Raw genomic sequence first — 18,060 nt, forward strand, 5'->3', positions numbered from 1 at the left:
ATGAATAGATAAAATTTACACAATTTTAAATTTAGATGAAACTCAATATAAAAAATTATCTAACAATTGCATTTCATTTGCTAAGGAAAATTTAAGTTTTGAAATTTTCGAGAAAAAATGATTAAAATTATTAATAAATTAACTTACAAAACATTAAAAACTATTTAAAAAATGAAACGTAATATTTTTTCAGTAATTATTCCTTATTACAATACAAACATAGATCAGTTTAAATTTTGTTTAGAATCTTTGATTTGTCAAGATTTAAATTTGTTAAAAGAAATTATTATTGTAAATGATGGTAGTGATGATGAACATAGTAAAGAAATTAAAAAATTAATAGATGAATTGAATTCAAAAACCTTGATAACACACACACACACAAGCGCAAAATAAATTAATTCAATTAATTTGTCAAAACAATCAAGGTTGTGCAAGCGCAAGAAAAACGGGTTTTGATAAATCAATTGGAAATATAATTTTATTTATTGATTCTGACGATTGGATAGTGGATAAAAATTTTATAAAAAAACTAAATAATTACTATACAAATTATGACGTTGATGTTGTTTCATTCAATTTTTTATGTTCAAATAATGAATCAATTTTACCTATTTCAAAAAAAGCTAACAATTTTCAAATACAGAATTTAAACTTAAAATGATTTTTTGAAAATAAAGGATCATCATATGTCACTATATGAAAAAATGCATACAAATCCACAATTTTAAAAAATGATGTATTATGAGAAAAATATTTTAATTCAAAAGTATGCAATGAAGATTGATATTTCACATCATATATATTTAGTAAAAATTATAAAGGCATTGTAACTAATGAAATATTTTATGCATATAGAACAGACAATAAAAATTCTCTTACATTTAATACAAAAACACATACTCTAAATGAAAAATTAAAAAATTTTAACGCTTGGTTTACTTTTTCATCAAAGTGAAACATATATACAAATAATGATTGTCGAGATGTTTGAATTTCTTATCATTTTGCAGAAGCATTTAGAACTAAAGGAATAAGATATCTAATTAAATTTTGCAAAAAAAATAAAATTGAAACTCCTTCATTAAAAGAATATAAACAATTTTTATATAAATATGAATATTATCAAGGAATAAGAAAAGTTTATGCAAAATTATCACTTTATTTATTACCTTTTGATTATTTAATTCCAAAAATTTTTAATTTTATTAAAAAAATTTTAAATAGAAAGAATTAAAATCTTGATTTTTTTATTTTTTTTCAATTACCATGTTTTTCATCATGAATGTGATATCACAAAACATAACCTAAAAATAATAATCCAGTAATAACAGGCAAATAAAAAAGAAAAGATCTTCAAACAAATATAGCTTGATTTAATTGCTCTTTAGTTGTTTGATCAATAACAATTGTTGGTCCTGCAAAAGCTTGAATAAAAATACTTAATATTATTTGAATAGAACCTTCTGCACCTGGAATTGGAATAAAATTATTTCCTGATATAGCTACATTAGACACATTAAATATATCTTCTACAGATAGTTGACTAATACCTTTAACATTTAATAATTGAATTGCAAAATAAACTGAAAAATATTGCATTAAAGCCATGCATGAAGTCCCAATAAGTTGGATTAAAACACAGTCTCATCTTTTCAATTCAGCTATGTATGCTTTTTTAAATATAGCTTTTTCTCTAAATTCAGATATTAATTCTTCTTTGCTAGAATAAGGTAATTTAAATTTGTGTAAGATTTTGTTATATTGATTAGCTAAAAAAAGATGAAATTTACTACTAATTGAAACTGTCACTAATGAACTAAAAACAATAATGTCTAAAATCATGCCACCAAATGAAAATCAATATGCTAATGTTCCTTGTGGTTGACTAATTATTTCATTATATCTTGTAGAAATAATTATAAAAGATGGTCAAGTTAAAACTATTTGAGTTATGGTTCAATATATTGAAATTGAACTAACAATTAACAATGATTCTTTGCTAGTTAAACCGTGTCTAGACAATCAATAAACTTTATATGGTTCAGATCCTAATGAAAAAGGCGTGATACCATTAATAAAAATAATTGTAGCTCCAAAAATAATTCATTCATATCATTTTGCTTTAACATAATGTTTTCTTGCACTATAAAAAATACAAAAACTATTCCAAAACCATTGGTAAATATAAGCTAAAATTAACCCAATTAAAAATCCTTCTTTTCCAGCAAGAGAATTATTGTTTACTAGTTGAACTATTTGACTAAAATCAATATTAAACAAGTAAATTGAGGTAAATACTATTATTAACAATAAAATTACAACAAAAATTATTCCTCAAATTATATTTTTTTTAGTTCAAAACGATTGTGATTTTTTTTCTACATTTTCTAAATTAGAATTAACATCATTCATAATTAATTTTAAATCATAATTATCTTTTTTATTTATTAGATAAATCATTTTAAAATTATTTATAAATTAAAGAGTAAAAAATAATGTTTATTTAGAATATTCTAAGATGGAAATAATAGAAGAAAAAGTAATAAATCAAAACAATTGAAAAAAATATTTTAATTTTCAAAAATATAATGTTTTGTCGTGGATTCATTTTATAGTGCTCATAATTTCTGGCGTTTCGCCATTAATATCTCTTGCTGCCGCTCTTGCCACTGTAATTGAAACTAAAAATTTCTTACTTATATGATTTACTAATTATGATACTTTCACATATCAAAGTAATTTATTAATTTCTTTATATATTTGATTAAGTTTTTGGAAAACAGATTTAAAGATGTTTAAAACTCACACATTATTAATGACATTAATGGTTTATATTTTTGTAACTTTTACTTTTTTTAATTCTTATGATTTAATGCGAAGTGTAGGAAAAATTCCCCAAAAAGAAGATATCATAAATTCGAATCCAAATAATTTGATAGATATTGATAATCTTTTTGTAGCTTGTTCAACTTGAAACCACATTATAAATCCTATTTTTTTTATTTTATATGGATCTTTTTCTCTAGCGAAAGAAAACAAACCCTTTATGGATAATGTATACAAATATATAACTGTTGGAATGATATATCCATTAATATATACTCTTTATTTAATTTTAATTCCTTGATCAGGATATTTAGATAATGGAGCAAATTCTTATAGTGTATATGGTGTGTTCAGTCAAACTAAATATAATAATTTAACATGATTATGAATACCTCCTTTACTTGCTGTGTTTCCTATCTCATTAACAATAATTTGAAACATTAAATTTCATATTTGCAAAAAAGAAACAAATACAATAAAAGATAAAAAAATAATTAATCCAACATAAATTTAATTTTTTAAATAGTTTTTGATTAAATATAATTATGTATATTATGTTAGTATTTAGACTATGTGAAGATACAATAATCTAAATATTTCTTCTTGAGATAAAAATATGAATAAAAAAATTAAAAAAGCAGTTATTCCAGCAGCAGGATTAGGTACTAGATTTTTACCAGCCACAAAGGCAATGCCAAAGGAAATGTTACCAATTGTAGATAAACCAGCCATTCAATATATTATTGAAGAAGCAGTAGCAAGTGGAATTGAAGAAATATTAATTATTACTTCTTCAAGTAAAAATGCAATTATTGATCATTTTGATTATTCTTATGAATTAGAAAATCGTTTAAAACTAAAAAACAAAGAAAATGAATTTAAACAAATAAGAGCAATTGCTGATATGGCTAATATTCAATATATTCGCCAAAAAGAACCATTAGGTTTAGGACATGCGATATATTGTGCAAGAAATTTTATCAATAATGAACCATTTGCAGTTTTATTAGGTGATGATATTGTATTTCATGAAAAACATCATAAACCTACATTATTACAATGTATAGAAGCATATAACGAATTAGGAACAACTATATTGGGAGTTCAAAAAGTTCCACACAATTTAGTTAATAAATATGGAATTGTTAATCCGTCAAAAGATTCTATTAAATTGAAACAAGGATTAATATCTGTTAAAGATGTTGTTGAAAAACCATCACCTGATCAAGCTCCATCTGATTATGCTATTTTAGGAAGATATATATTGACTCCTGAAATATTTGACGAATTAAAAAATTTAAAACCAGACATTCGTGATGAAATAGAATTAACTGATGCAATATTCAAACTAGGTAAATACCAAAGAATTTATGCTAAGGTATTTGATGGTTTAAGATATGATATAGGTTCTAAATTAGGTTTTATAACTGCAACAATAGATTCAGCATTAAAACATAGCCATATTAAAGATGATGTTGCAAAAATTATTTTACAACGTGCAGAAGAAATAAAAAGAAAACAAAGCAAAAAAAATAATAAAAAATAATTTTTAATAAATTTTAATTAAATTTTTATCTTTAGTGAAACGACCTGTTAAGGATTTCTTTTTATAATCAGTTATAGGATTCTTTTCTACATTATTTCATACTTTTTTATTATTTTGATTTATTTGACAAACAGATGTGATTTTAGAAACAAAACCTAAAGTATCACGATTTGTTGATTGATATGTAGTTGCTCCAACACCAAAAACAATATTTTTAGAAGAATATTTTTGATTTGTTAAATTTTCTAAAATAGCTTTTGTTCTTTTATAAGTTATTGCATCACCATAAATAATTCCAATTTTTGGATGTAATTCTTTAAAACCTTTTTTATTAATTTTATGCCCAAAGTGATAATCAAGATAATGAATAACACCTCAAGTATTTTTATTTTTTCAATTAAAATTTTTTTTACCGCATATTATTTCAATAGGATCTCCGCTATCTGGTCTAATTACTAATTTCTTTTTTCTTTTTAAAATATCTTTTTTTAATTTAGGTAAAATATTATCTAAAACATTTCAAATATTTCATGTGTCACTAACTAAAGACAAAATATCATTAGGAAATTGATTTATCAAACGTTTGTATGTATTAAATTCATTAATTTGTCCATCAATGCTCATAACTGAATGTTCAGATGCAAACACAGATTTTGCGTTATTCCCAGAAATAATAGTATCACTGCCTTCAAAATACATTAGATGTGCGTTCCCACTATAAATTGCACTTCATAATGAACTCATTCCTCGCATACTAAAATCATGACATTGATATTTAATAAAATTTAAATTATCAGCTGATAATTCTGCATAATGTTCAACCAATTTAAAATAATCTCTAGCTATAGTTAAAGAAGTAGAAAATTGTCAAATGTTTTCTAAAATAATTGTTTCAAAATAAGTTATCAATCAAACAAAATTAGGATTAATATTTTTTTTACCTGTAATTATCATTAAACTTTTTTGAAATGGAATATTATCAGAACTTTTATATGCCTTAACAACAATAGGTAATTTTTTTGTTTCACAAATTGATTTACCTAATTCTTTTAAAACATTAATAAAATTCTCAGAAAATTTTTTTGATTGAAAAACATTATTTAATTTATTTTTTAATAATTTTGTTATTCTTCCATTACTATTTTCTTGGCTCAATTTAATAACGTGTTTTGTAAAATTATTCAAAATATTATTTACAACTTTTTTGACAAATAAATGATTTCAAGAAATATCCTTAAATTCATGGTTTTTATTTCCACGGGCCGTAAAAGTCAAGTAAAGATTTTGAACATTTTTTGGATACATTAGTCGATGAACTAATTTATATGCATCACAAGGAATCAAAGATACCAAAGATTCATCTAAATCCCAAGGAGTAATAATTTTGTTTTTATTCATTTAATTTATTTATCGATTTTAAGAACTATTTTATAAACTGTGTTTTTATATTATAAATATAAATAAAGAATTTAAAATTAATCTTAATATTAGCAAATTTAATTTACATAAAAAGAAATATATGTCAAAAGAAATTAATTGAATTACTTGTGATTTGGATGGAACATTACTAAGATATGAAAATGAATCTCATATTATTGAAGATGAATCGATTAAAGCAATTCAAAAATTAAAAAGTAAAAAAATTTATTTTACGATTGCAACTGGTCGACATTATGAAGATGCTTTATATATTTGCAATAAATACAACTTATTAAATGAATATTTAAGATATATTATAGGTTGTAATGGTGCTACTATTTATGATGCTATAAATAAAGAGATAATTTTTCAAACAACATTAGATCAAAATAAACTTTTGAATAGTGAAAAAATTTTAAAATTTTTAAAAAAACAAAAACTTGAAGTTATTTTAGCTGCATATAAAATTAATCGCGATGTAATAATGTTAAAAAATTCTAATAGTGATTCTGAAATTGTTAATGAATATATAAAATATGAGGGAAATTTTACTCACACAGAAAATAATTTTGAATTTGCTGAAAATTTCAACAAAGAAAAAAATATTTTAAAAACGATTTTCTTTTTTAAAAAAAATCAAGTTTTTGATATACAAAATATATTAGATCAAATAATTACAACTTTTAATATTGATAAAAATGATTTGATAGTTACGTCAAATCAATCAATAGAATATAATCAATCTAATGTTTCTAAAGGTAATGCAATTTTATTTTTATCTAAGAAACTGGGTTTAGATATAAATAAAACTTTATCTATTGGTGATTCAGGAAATGATATTAGTATGTTTAATACAACCAAGTATAGCGCTACATTAGAGAATAGTATTGATATAGTTAAATCTAATGCAACTAATGTATTTGACTCAAAAGCTTCAACAATTGTTAAAGATGTTATAGATTATTTTGTTTTTAATTAGATAATACTTTATTTTATTTATGACCCATAGATCCTGTATTTAAAATTAAAATTTTATTGTTTTTTATTAAATAAGCTTGCCCAAAACCTAAATAAGCTTTCCCAGAAACTAATTCAAGTCGAATTAAATGAAAATCTTTCATATTTTTAATCATTTCAATTCCACCACCTGAACCAACTCTTTTAATATAGTTATTAAATGTTAAATTAAATTCTTTTTTGTCTGTAACGAATTTAGCTTTCGCTTGATAAATAACTCTTTTTCGATTAAAAGGACTATAAGCTAATTTTTCATCTTCTAAAAACATTAAACGAATTTTATTTGGATTTTTCTTAATTGCTGAATAATGTTCTGCCATTTCACTTATATATATGTACAAATTATCCTTGTATCTTAATATTGGTGCAGTAGAAGCTATTGGATTATTGTTCATTACTGTAGCTAATACAACTGAATTGTATGAATTTACAAAATCGTCAATAATAGTTTTAACTTTTTTAGCATCAAAACCATCTTTAGATTTTTTTGACATTTCAATGAAAGCATTTTTGAAATCACTAAAAGATTTTAAAGGTTTATTAAAAGGAATTTTTTCTTTTTTATTATCAACATTTAAATAAATGTATTTCAAATCAAAATCTAAAAATAAAATTTTCTTATATTTTTTATTTATATAAGTTTTATAAATATTTTCAAGTGCATCATTATGTTCTTTATTAACATGATCAATAATAAATTTTTTATCCATTTTTTAATCCTTATAATAACTGTTGAATTATTTCATTAATTTTATTCATAAATTTTTTTGGTATTTCAATTGGTAAAACATGAGATGTATCTTTAAAAATTGTTACTTCTACATGTGGGATAATTTTTTTAAAATATTTTTCTGTTGTTTTTGTTGGAACGATTACATCATTTTCTCCCAATATCAGATATGTAGGTCAACTTATATTTTTATAACATGTTGAAGAATTTTTCAAAGATTTAGGGTTACATAAATTCATCACTAAATGATTAATTTGTTTTTTATGTTCATCTACAAATTGAATAAATTCTTCTATAGTTTTATGAAGATTTAAATCATTCATTTTATCTTTTTGATTAGTTTCATACTTGTGAACATATTTTTTTAAAAAATTTAAATTCAAAAACAAATTAATTGCAAATGCACTTTTCAAATTAACACACTTAACATTGTATGGTGCAATTAATATTAAACCTTTAACCAATCTAGAATCTAACATTGTAGATACCTTTGCTACTATAGCTGCACCCATTGAATGTCCCATCAATATGACATTTTTAAAATTATTTTCATTAATTCATTTATAAATTTTTTGTGCGTAACTTTCAATATTTATTTCTTTTGATTTGAAAGGTAAATTATTATGACCAGGTAATGTAAATTGATAAAAAGTATACTTACCTAAATATGGAATAAGTGGTTCAAAATTATGATGTGCTGCTGCAATTCCATGACAAAAAATCACAATACTTTTATGCTTGTGTTTTGGGGAAAAATATTTATAAACTTCTAAATTTTTATCAAATATTGTTTTTTCAATTTGCATCATTTAAATAAACTAATCATATAATAATTTAAATTTTAAATATTATAAAAAAATAATTGTTTAAAAATTTTTTAATTAAATTTTATTAAAAAAAAAAAAAAAACATGAAACCTTTTTTGGTTTCATGTTTTAGCTTTATAAATTTATTTAATTATTTAAATTTACAGGTGCTTTCTTAACAAAATATCAATGTTTTGTATTACATGAATCAATACATGATTTTGTAAGATTTATTTCTTTATCAAGAATTCATTTTGTTTCATTATTAAAAATAGTATGTGATGATTCTAATTGCAATAAATGTTTTTTCTTATTAATTTTCAAAGCACTAATAATTGTGTACTTAATAACTTTTTGAACATAAGATTCTTCAATATTAAATTCTTTAACTAAAATTTCAGCTAAAAGATTTCAATCATTATTTAGAATAGCAGGTTGAATAGTTTTTACAATTTGATCATTAGAATAATTCATTAATGAAGCAACATTGTTTAATTTGTTTAAACGATTTTTTGCAATTTTTTCTTCAAAGTAAACTGGACCAAAACAAATTCCAGCAAACAAGAATAAGATAACACACAATAATAGATTTCCAATTAATGGATCTAATAATTCATTAGGTTTTTCAGAATATTGTGCACCAACTAAACCTAAATTAACAAATGGTTGAGCAACACTGAAAATTAACCCCAAAGCAACTAACACAAAACTAACTCATCCAGTAAATTTAAAATATGAGTTTCTTTGTGTTGCTACTCTATTAGTTTTTCGATTCATCAAACCACCAAAAATTGCGAACGCAATAAAAGCAAACGCAAATAATGAAACTCAAGTCGCCATTAAATCAGCAAAATTAATTAGTTTTGCTTGAGATGAGAATCCAGTTCCATCATATGCACCAGCATAACTACCAGGGAAATAACCTAATCCACCAATAATACAGAAAACAATAATTACAGGAACACTTAAAGTAAATGTATATAATGTTCCTAATATTGGTTGTGGACGATTTAACATTAATAAAGTTCTAGAAGGAATTACAAGTTCTCCTTCTTTAATCAAATCTTCTACAAATCTTGGAGCTCATGCAGCAAAACCATTAATAATTCCTAATACACCAACAGCAATTAAAATATTAATTACTCCAAATAATCAACCAACATTTTTAGCTTTTAATCAATCTTGGAATGAATAGAAACTACCACCAGCACTACCTAATGACATTGAAACTGCAATAATTAGATAAATTACAGTAACAATAACTAATCCAATAAATATTGCTTTAGGTGTTTTTTTAGGTTCACGCATTTCTGATTGTAAACCAGCAGTAACATAGAAACCATCAAATGCAAAGAAAATAGCAGCCATTGCACCAAAAGTTCCAAAAAATGGTGTTAATTCAAATAAATTAGTTGCACTACCATTTCATAAATTAGGATCACCAATATTATTTATTCCACCCGTTGTTGTTCCATCAGTATTTGTAACTGGCATTGCAGCTAATACAAAACCTAAAATAGCAACAACTACTAAAGGAATAAATTTTAAAGCTGTAATAATTCAGTTTTGAATATTAGTTGCTTTTGATGAAAGACCACAAACAAAAATAAAGTAAATAGAAATAGCTAAAATGATAATCATTCAAATAGCTCAATCATTACTAGTACCAAAATTATTATTGACATTAAATCCAGCCAAAGCATCTTGCAATGAAACAATTACATAAATAGGCATGAAAAAGAATGTTAATGGCAAATAGATGAAGGTCATAAAATATTTACAACCCTTGTATATATACTTACCATTGAATTCTTTACATCATCCAATCATTGAAAGATTATCATTTCTAGCACTAGCAATTTCAATTAAAGCTAAAGCCATACAAATAACTGCAAATGCAGCTATAACTCATGAAAAAATAGCTCAAATTAAATTACTTCCAGAGTAAGCTAAAACCGTACTAGATTTAAAAAAGATTCCAGCACCAACAGAACTACCAATAACAATAGCAATTGCACTTATAAAACCAATTTTTTTACTTGTGGGTGCATTTGCTAATGAACGTTCAGCAGCTGAAACATTACTATTGTTTCCGCTTTCTTGAACTAATACATCATTATTCATATTCATAAAATTTCCTATTTTTAAACATCTTCTCTAATAAGAGGCATTGACATACATCTAGCACTTCCCATTCCTAAAGATAATTGATTACCTTGGAAAGGAATAACTTCAATTCCGGCTTTTATTAATGCTGCTTCAGTTTTCTTATTTCTTGAATAACCTACTACAACACCTGGTTGAGTAACTAAATAATTAGTTGCATCAAAATTTGTTTCAATATTGATATCAATTTGAGAAGCATTTTCACCAGCAACTGGAATTAAAATTGGTTTTTTACCAATGATAATACTTAATGCTTTTGATAAATCCATATTTAATTCTTTTGGACTAGAAATAGATTTTCCTGATGAAATATCAATTTCTCAAATTTTCAAAACTGACAACATATTTGGTGAATATAAAAATTTATTATGATCCAACATTGTTAGTCAAGTATCTAAATGCATTAAATTAGGCATTTTAGGAACATTAATTGCATAAATTTTTTTGAAAAGACATTCTTTATTTTTCAAAATATTTTTAGCTAATTCTTTAATAGTAACCATTTTTGTTCTTTCTGAAACACCTACTACTAAAGTATTCTTATTGTAAACAAAAACGTCCCCACCTTCTATATCCAATCCCTTTGTAGGAACAATGTATCTAGGAGTATTTTGGAAACGTTCATTATTATTAAAAATAAATTCTGAAAATAAAACTTCGCGTCTTCTAACATTATGTTTCATGTAATGTAAAGTAACACCATTACCAACACTTGCAAAAGGATCATGAGTAAAATAAGCATTTGGCATAGGTTCAACAATCAATTCTGGTTTACCTTTGATATTTAAATCAGTGCTTAAAATGCCACCAATCATATAGTCAACCATTTTGCGAACACTTTTTTGTTTTGTTAAAAAATCTTTAACTAAAGTTCTTAATTTAGTAGTTAACGCAGGAGTAGCTTCATCTAAATATTTGTTAATAAATGCTGCTTTAATTGTTGGAGTTGAACTTGAATAAGTTTGTGCAACTAAATCAGCTAATTCAATAACTGTTACTCCTTGATTTTTCAAAGCATTTGTAAAATTATCATGTTCAAGTCTAGCTGTTTCAGCTTCTAATGTTGCTGCAAATAACAATTCATCCAATCTAGTTGGATCTAAAAAATCTAATTCACGTCCAGGACGATGTACTAAAACTTCTTTTAGTTTACCAATTTCACTATAAACGTGAATTCCTTTTTGATTCGAATTCATAAATTTATAAAACCCTAAAAAAATTATGTTATTAAAAATCTCTATAATACTTAGAGTTATTCTATTTTACTCTTATATAACGATTTTTTTAACATTGTTTTTATTTTGTGATTTAAGAAATAAAATAAATTAATTAAATAAAATTAGCATCATCATGTGGAATTTTATTCATCACATTTATGATAATATCAGCTGCTTTATCAACTAATTCAATTGTATGATTTGCTTGTAAACTTAATCGAATTAAACAATCATTATCTGGCGTTGCTGGCGGAAGAACTGGATTTACATAAACGCCATTTTCAAATAATTGTTTACATGCAACTAATGTTCTTAATTCAGAACCTGAATATACAGGAATAATAGGAACTAATTCATGGCCACCAATTTTAATATTTGCTTCTAGCAATCTATTTCTTAAATGCTTAGTTAATTTTTTTAAATTTTCAAATCTTTGAGGCTCACTTTGCAAAATTTCCAAAGCTTTTGATGCACAAGCTAAATTGGCTGGTGGTAATGCTGCAGCAAAAATAAATGGTCTAGAATTATGTCTAATGTATTCTATTACATTTTTTGGACCAGCAACATATCCACCTAAACTTGCTAATGATTTACTAAATGTTCCCATAATGATATCAACATCATTTTCTAAATTAAAATGTTCTGCTGTTCCTCTGCCATTTTTACCCAAAACACCAAATCCATGAGCATCATCTATCATAATGCGAGCATTATATTTTTTTGCTAATTCTACTATTTTTGGTAAATTACATAATTCACCTGACATTGAAAATACACCATCAGTAACTATTAATGCACCACCGTTTTTATCAGCATTCGCTTTTAAATGATTTTCCAAATCATTCATATCATTATGATAATAACGAATCATAGGACTTATACCCAATTTTATACCATCATAAATTGAAGCATGATTTTCTCGGTCACAAAAAATTAAATCATTGCGCCCGCCAATACAAGACAAAATACCTAAATTTGAATTAAAACCAGAAGAAAAAATTACACAATCCTCTTTGTTTAGAAAATTGGCTAAATTTTTTTCTAAATCAACATGCAATGTAGTTGTTCCATTTAAAAACCTTGATCCTGATACACCAGAACCAAATTCTTTAATAGCATCAATTCCCGCTTCAATCACTTTATCATTGTTTGTTAAACTTAAATAATTATTAGAACCAAGCATAATAACTTGTTTACCATTCATAGTAACAACAACATCTTGTTTTGATTCTAATTTAGTAAAAAAAGGATAAATGTTTTTTTCTTTAGCAAGATTAATTCTTTCATCAATTTTGCATTTCTCAAAAATATCTTTCATTTAGCACCATGAAAAAAAATAAATTTTATTGAAATATTTTAATTTAAACAAATCTAATTATCAAACAAATATATTGATGTGATCATCTTTTATTGTTGAAACCATGTCTGCAATTCAAGCAACAAATCCAACAATAGGTATTAATGAAACAATTCCGAAAATTAACGTTTTAATATTTGATTTCATTTCAATATAATAAACAATTCTATAAATTGCGCTAAAATATCCAAATGTAAAGAAAATTATAAAAAATTTTAAAAATTTATTTCATCCTTCAAAAGTTCTTGTCATAATAAATAACCTACTAATAATAAATTGAATTTCTTTTAATAAAATCAATTTACTTTATTGTATTCTTGTTATTTAAATAATGGTTAAATTTGCTTATAACAATGGATGATATATATTTAAAAACCACATTTTCACTTTGATTAAGTTTTTTTCATTAAAACTAAATGAATCATCAAAAATTTCTTTAGAAATCTTAAATAATGATTGCAATTCATTTTCATATTTTTTTGACAAATCAATATTATAAATAATAGCTTCAGATTCATAATTAATAAACAAAGAACGAAAATCTAAATTGCTTGTGCCAAAAATTGTTAAATCATCAATCAATATAATTTTGGAATGAATGAATCCATTATATTCATATATTTTTACACCAGATGAAATTAATTGATCATAATGAGATCTATTGATAGTTAAAATATATTTTTTATCATCAGGAAAACCCGGTAACACCAAACGAACATCAATTCCAATCGTCGCTGCAAATTTTAGTGCATTTGTAATATCGGTATTAGGAATAAAATATGGTGTGGTTATTCAAATTCTTTTTTTTGCATTACTAATAGCATTTGTTAATAAAGTGCTTAAACTAAAATCATTATAACTAGGTGATGTTTCAAAAACTTGTGCTATGTTATCTTTAGAAATGTTATTTAATAATTCTTTTGATTGAACATTTAAATAAAAAGATTTATTGGTATTTAAATCATCTAAGTTTTTTTGCTTTTTTGAAATTGAAGTATTTGTTCTTCAATCTAAACAAAATATTAAATTAAAAGTGTTAACTACTAACCCAGAAATTAAAAGATTGTTATCATATCAATTAACAAGATTTGAAGAATAACAAATATATTCATCGCCCAAATTTGAACCACCATATAAAACTTTTTCATTATCAACTATTAAACATTTTCTATGGCAACGAAAATTAGTTTTAGAAGTGTATTTTGTAAATGTTTTAGGGTTAAAAACTCCAATCAAAATACCAGCTTCTCGCATTTTTTTTATTATTTTGCTGTATCCACGAAAATAAGAACCAACTCAATCATAAATAAAGCGAATTTTAATACCTTTTTTTGCTTGTTTGATTAATTCGTTAGCAATTGTTCTAAATCAAACCCCGTCAGCCACAATATAATATTGCAAATGAATAAATTTTTTTGCACTTCTAATCAATTCAATAGATTTTTTATATAAATTGTTTGAATTTATTAATTCAAATTCATTACCACTATATATTGGGCGGTTTTGAAGTGTAAATGCATAATTAAAAAATTGATTATATTCTGAATTAGATTCACTTAAAAAAGATTTACTAAAATCAAATGATTCATATTTAATTCATTTTTCTTGATTTTTAATATATTTTTTTCTTTTTATTCTTAACAGTGGATTTATTCCGAAAATTAAAAAAATAAATAAACCCATGATTGGAATACAAAAAATAACTAAAATTCAACACAATTTCACATTGATAATTCTTTTACTTGAATTAAACAAGTAAAATGCTAAAACAATACTAAAAAGATAATATGCAATTATTACTATAGAAACATAAACTCAATTTCTAAAATAAATCAACGTAAAGAACAAACCTACCAATAATAGAAACGCAAACGTTCCTACAAATAAGATTCAAATTTCTTTACGTCGATTCATTTTTTAGTTATTTAACTAATTATGCTTGAATTTGATATGAAGCTAAAAAATCATGAACTAATTTTTCAACTTGTTTTTCTGTTTCACAATTTAAAGCACTATTTGCCAATTTCACACATTCTTCTTTGTTCAATGCACAAATTATTTTTTTAGCTTTAGTAATTGCAGATGGAGCCATTGATAATTCTTTAACACCCAAACCAATTAATAATGGTATAGCAGCTGAATAACTTGCCATTTCACCACAAACTCCAGTTCAAATTCCTTCATTATTTGAGCCTTCAACAGTTTTCTTAATTAATCGTAATAATGCTGGATTTAAAGGTTGATACAAGTAATTAATAGTTTTAGACATTCTATCAACTGCAAATGTGTATTGAATTAAATCATTTGTTCCAATTGAGAAGAAATCACAATTTTTAGCTAAAATGTCAGAAACCATTGCAGCAGCAGGAGTTTCAATCATAATTCCTACCATAGGTTTTCCTGTTTGTGTATTTTCAATTTTTAATTCCATTTCACAATATGATAAGAAATCTTTAACTTTCTTCAATTCATCTAAAGTTGTGATCATTGGGAACATAATTCCAACTTTTCCAAAATTTGAAGCACGCAAAATTGCACGTAATTGAGTTTTTAAAATGTTAGGTTGTGCTAAACAAAAACGAATTGCTCTATTACCTAAAAAAGGATTCATTTCTTTTTCAAATTTGTGATATGGTAATGATTTGTCACCACCAATATCTAAAGTTCTAATAATAACTAATTCATTATTCGCTTTTTCAACAACTTCTTTATAAACTTTAAATTGTTCTTCTTCTGTTGGTCAATCATTTGAATTCATATACAAGAATTCTGTTCTAAATAAACCAACACCAGTTGCTCCATGTTTACTTGCTTTACTCATATCTTCAAGATTACCAATATTAGCAGCAAGTAGCACTTCAAAATTATCAGTTGTAACAGCTTTTTTAGTTGCATATTCATCAATACTAGAATCAACTGAATAAGCTATTTCATCATTTTTGAATTTTTCAATTTCAGAATCTTTTAATTCTGCATAAACAATTCCTTTATTACCATCTATAGCAATAACTTCATTATCTTTAAGAACTTCAGTAATATTTTTTAATCCTAAAATTGCAGGAATTTCCAAATTACGAGCCATAATTGCTGAATGACTAGTTGGCCCACCAACATTTGTAATAAATCCTTTAACAAATTTTTTATCTAGCATTGAAGTTTGTGAAGGAGACAAATCATCTGCAACAATAATTACACTTTTATCAATACCAACTAAATCTGGCATTTGTTCTCCACTTAAGATGCATAATAATCTTGTTTTTAAATCTGCTATATCTGCTGATCTTTCACGGAAATATGAATCATCCATTGATGCAAATTTTTCATATGTTTTGTCAAATACAGTGTTAACTGCATAAATTACATTATTTAAATCTACTCTAATTGAATTATATAAATCATCAATTAATGTTGGATCATTTAAAATATCAATATGAGCTTGAAAAATAGCTGCATATTTAGAACCCATTTTTGCTTGAGTATTTTCTTTTATATTTTCTAATTGGTTTTTTGCTTCTAATAAAGCATCTTCCAATGCAGTTTCGTGTTTTGAAACATCTCGAGAACGAATATTTTCTTCAGGTATATCAAAAGTTGGCGTAACTAATTTGTATACGTTAGCAACAACAAAACCGTCAGAAGCTGGAACACCATTAAATGTTTTTGACATGACAATTCCCCTTGTATTGATTGTTATTTATTATATCATTATATTTTGATTAGATTTGGGACATATTTAATAATTGTTATTAACAATTAAATTTAATAATTATTGGAAAAATATGAATAAAAATTATTTTTACAATGTGATATTTGCAAATAAAACTATATAAGATTCAAAATTATCAATAAAAAAAGCACATTAGTTGATATGTGCTTTTTTGTGATTTTAAAATGGCGTCGCCGACAGGACTTGAACCTACAACCCTCAGCTCCGCAAGCTGATGCTCTATCCGATTGAGCTACGGCGACAAAATACACACATATTTTATATTAGAAATTTGATTTTAACTAACATAATTTATATGTAATGCATTTACTTATTTGTTTAAAATTATGCTCCAACAACACTAATATGTTCTTGTAAATGATTTCCTTTTGTTATTTCGTCAATAATTGCAATAGCATAATCAATATAAGATATGTAACTTTCATTATTATGATTTTTTATCATTACATCACCACCAATTTTATAGCTTCCAGTTCATAAACCATCATAACTAAAATTTAAAGGTGGTGAAACATACGTTCACCAAACATCTTTTTTGGTTTTTAATAATTCAAATGAATCATTCATTGCTTTTGCAACTGGAATATATTCACTTGGAAATTCTAATGAATCCATTAATTTTACATTTTTGGATTTACTAATAAATAAAGAACCAGCACCACCAACTATAATTAAACGTTTTTTAGTATCTGCTAATAAATTAGATAAATGTTCAATAGATTCTGAGTGTAAGTGAAATGTTTCTGGTGTTCAAAAAGCTAATGCGTCAATAATTACATCAAATTCTTTTAAATCATTATTATTTAATTCAAAAACATCTTTATCCATTCATTTATTTGCATTAGAACTATTTACTTTACGCGAAATAGCTGTAACATCCATTTTTTGTTTGATTGCTTCATTAACTAACATTTTTCCAATTTTTCCGTTAGCACCTATAATTGCTATATTCATTTTTTAATTCCTTAAATAGTTTTCAATTTAAATTAAATAATAGTCTTTTAAAAATTTATATGTTTAAATCCACATTGGAAACTTTTAAATAATTAATTTAGTAACATTTTTGATTTTTAATAAGAATGGTGTTTTCAATAAAAATCAATAATTAACTTAGCTAATTGTTTAATTTTGTAAATGATTTATCAATTAAATTTTGTTTCTATAAATTAGTTATATTTTTTAAACATTTAATAATTTAAGATTTTATTTATTACAAATTATTTTTTATATTTTTACTCATTTTCAA

General features: G+C 24.3%; 16 protein-coding genes and 1 tRNA gene. 5 read left to right on the top strand and 12 right to left on the bottom strand.

All coding sequences use genetic code 4. The annotated features are described in order from the left end of the window. Positions 1-171: 171 nt before the first annotated feature. Together T397_RS04460 and T397_RS0100015 are read left to right on the top strand one after the other, a co-directional pair. On the top strand, positions 172-396 hold the full coding sequence (locus tag T397_RS04460; protein ID WP_027123677.1) for a glycosyltransferase: 225 nt from the start codon (positions 172-174) through the stop codon (positions 394-396). A gap of 13 nt (positions 397-409) precedes the next feature. Beyond that, positions 410-1,237: a glycosyltransferase gene (locus tag T397_RS0100015; protein WP_280513039.1), complete on the top strand. Its 828-nt coding sequence runs from the start codon at positions 410-412 to the stop codon at positions 1,235-1,237. Here T397_RS0100015 and T397_RS0100020 read toward each other — a convergent pair. Continuing rightward, positions 1,234-2,463 carry a lysylphosphatidylglycerol synthase transmembrane domain-containing protein gene (locus tag T397_RS0100020; protein WP_027123679.1) on the bottom strand — a complete coding sequence of 410 codons (1,230 nt, stop codon included), beginning with the start codon at positions 2,461-2,463 and terminating at the stop codon, positions 1,234-1,236. The two genes, T397_RS0100015 and T397_RS0100020, sit on opposite strands and share 4 nt — an antisense overlap. Positions 2,464-2,521: 58 nt before the next feature. On the opposite strand from T397_RS0100020, the gene T397_RS0100025 reads away from it, so the two are divergent. Then, entirely contained in the window at positions 2,522-3,337 is an 816-nt protein-coding gene (locus T397_RS0100025; protein WP_027123680.1) for a DUF1600 domain-containing protein, read from the top strand. Positions 3,338-3,445: 108 nt separating this feature from the next. Continuing rightward, a complete protein-coding gene (galU, locus tag T397_RS0100030) occupies positions 3,446-4,375 on the top strand; it encodes a UTP--glucose-1-phosphate uridylyltransferase GalU (protein ID WP_027123681.1) in 930 nt (309 codons plus the stop codon). A 3-nt stretch (positions 4,376-4,378) separates the two neighbouring features. On the opposite strand, the gene T397_RS0100035 is transcribed toward galU, so the two are convergent. Continuing rightward, positions 4,379-5,773 (bottom strand): nicotinate phosphoribosyltransferase, encoded by a 1,395-nt coding sequence (locus T397_RS0100035; RefSeq protein ID WP_027123682.1) that lies wholly within the window; start codon positions 5,771-5,773, stop codon positions 4,379-4,381. A gap of 121 nt (positions 5,774-5,894) precedes the next feature. Here T397_RS0100035 and T397_RS0100040 point away from each other — a divergent pair, with 121 nt between their 5' ends. Continuing rightward, positions 5,895-6,773, top strand: a complete 879-nt coding sequence (locus T397_RS0100040) for a Cof-type HAD-IIB family hydrolase (protein WP_027123683.1) — start codon at positions 5,895-5,897, stop codon at positions 6,771-6,773. A 13-nt stretch (positions 6,774-6,786) separates the two neighbouring features. On the opposite strand, the gene T397_RS0100045 is transcribed toward T397_RS0100040, so the two are convergent. The 10 genes from T397_RS0100045 to T397_RS0100090 form a co-directional block, all read right to left on the bottom strand. Then, the gene (locus T397_RS0100045) at positions 6,787-7,521 is read right to left on the bottom strand and encodes a pyridoxamine 5'-phosphate oxidase family protein (protein WP_027123684.1); all 735 of its coding nucleotides are present in this window, start codon (positions 7,519-7,521) and stop codon (positions 6,787-6,789) included. Positions 7,522-7,531: 10 nt separating this feature from the next. Next, the gene (locus T397_RS0100050) at positions 7,532-8,350 is read right to left on the bottom strand and encodes an alpha/beta fold hydrolase (protein WP_027123685.1); all 819 of its coding nucleotides are present in this window, start codon (positions 8,348-8,350) and stop codon (positions 7,532-7,534) included. Positions 8,351-8,494: 144 nt separating this feature from the next. Beyond that, positions 8,495-10,477 (bottom strand): APC family permease, encoded by a 1,983-nt coding sequence (locus T397_RS03675; RefSeq protein ID WP_052663022.1) that lies wholly within the window; start codon positions 10,475-10,477, stop codon positions 8,495-8,497. 14 nt (positions 10,478-10,491) lie between these two features. Continuing rightward, positions 10,492-11,709: an arginine deiminase family protein gene (locus T397_RS0100060; RefSeq protein WP_027123686.1), complete on the bottom strand. Its 1,218-nt coding sequence runs from the start codon at positions 11,707-11,709 to the stop codon at positions 10,492-10,494. Positions 11,710-11,842: 133 nt separating this feature from the next. Continuing rightward, a complete protein-coding gene (locus T397_RS0100065; RefSeq protein WP_027123687.1) occupies positions 11,843-13,048 on the bottom strand; it encodes an aminotransferase class I/II-fold pyridoxal phosphate-dependent enzyme in 1,206 nt (401 codons plus the stop codon). Between the two features lie 57 nt (positions 13,049-13,105). Next, positions 13,106-13,339: a hypothetical protein gene (locus tag T397_RS0100070; RefSeq protein WP_027123688.1), complete on the bottom strand. Its 234-nt coding sequence runs from the start codon at positions 13,337-13,339 to the stop codon at positions 13,106-13,108. 93 nt (positions 13,340-13,432) lie between these two features. Next, positions 13,433-15,001: a cardiolipin synthase gene (gene cls / locus T397_RS0100075; RefSeq protein WP_027123689.1), complete on the bottom strand. Its 1,569-nt coding sequence runs from the start codon at positions 14,999-15,001 to the stop codon at positions 13,433-13,435. A gap of 19 nt (positions 15,002-15,020) precedes the next feature. Then, positions 15,021-16,754, bottom strand: coding sequence for a phosphoenolpyruvate--protein phosphotransferase (gene ptsP / locus T397_RS0100080; RefSeq protein WP_027123690.1), 1,734 nt, complete (start codon positions 16,752-16,754; stop codon positions 15,021-15,023). Between the two features lie 225 nt (positions 16,755-16,979). After that, positions 16,980-17,056 (bottom strand) — tRNA-Arg (locus tag T397_RS0100085). An 82-nt stretch (positions 17,057-17,138) separates the two neighbouring features. After that, complete coding sequence (locus T397_RS0100090; RefSeq protein WP_027123691.1) at positions 17,139-17,768, bottom strand: NAD(P)-dependent oxidoreductase; 630 nt, start codon at positions 17,766-17,768, stop codon at positions 17,139-17,141. Positions 17,769-18,060: the final 292 nt, after the last annotated feature.

The organism is Mycoplasmoides pirum ATCC 25960, assembly GCF_000685905.1.
Taxonomy (GTDB): domain Bacteria; phylum Bacillota_I; class Bacilli_A; order Mycoplasmatales; family Mycoplasmoidaceae; genus Mycoplasmoides; species Mycoplasmoides pirum.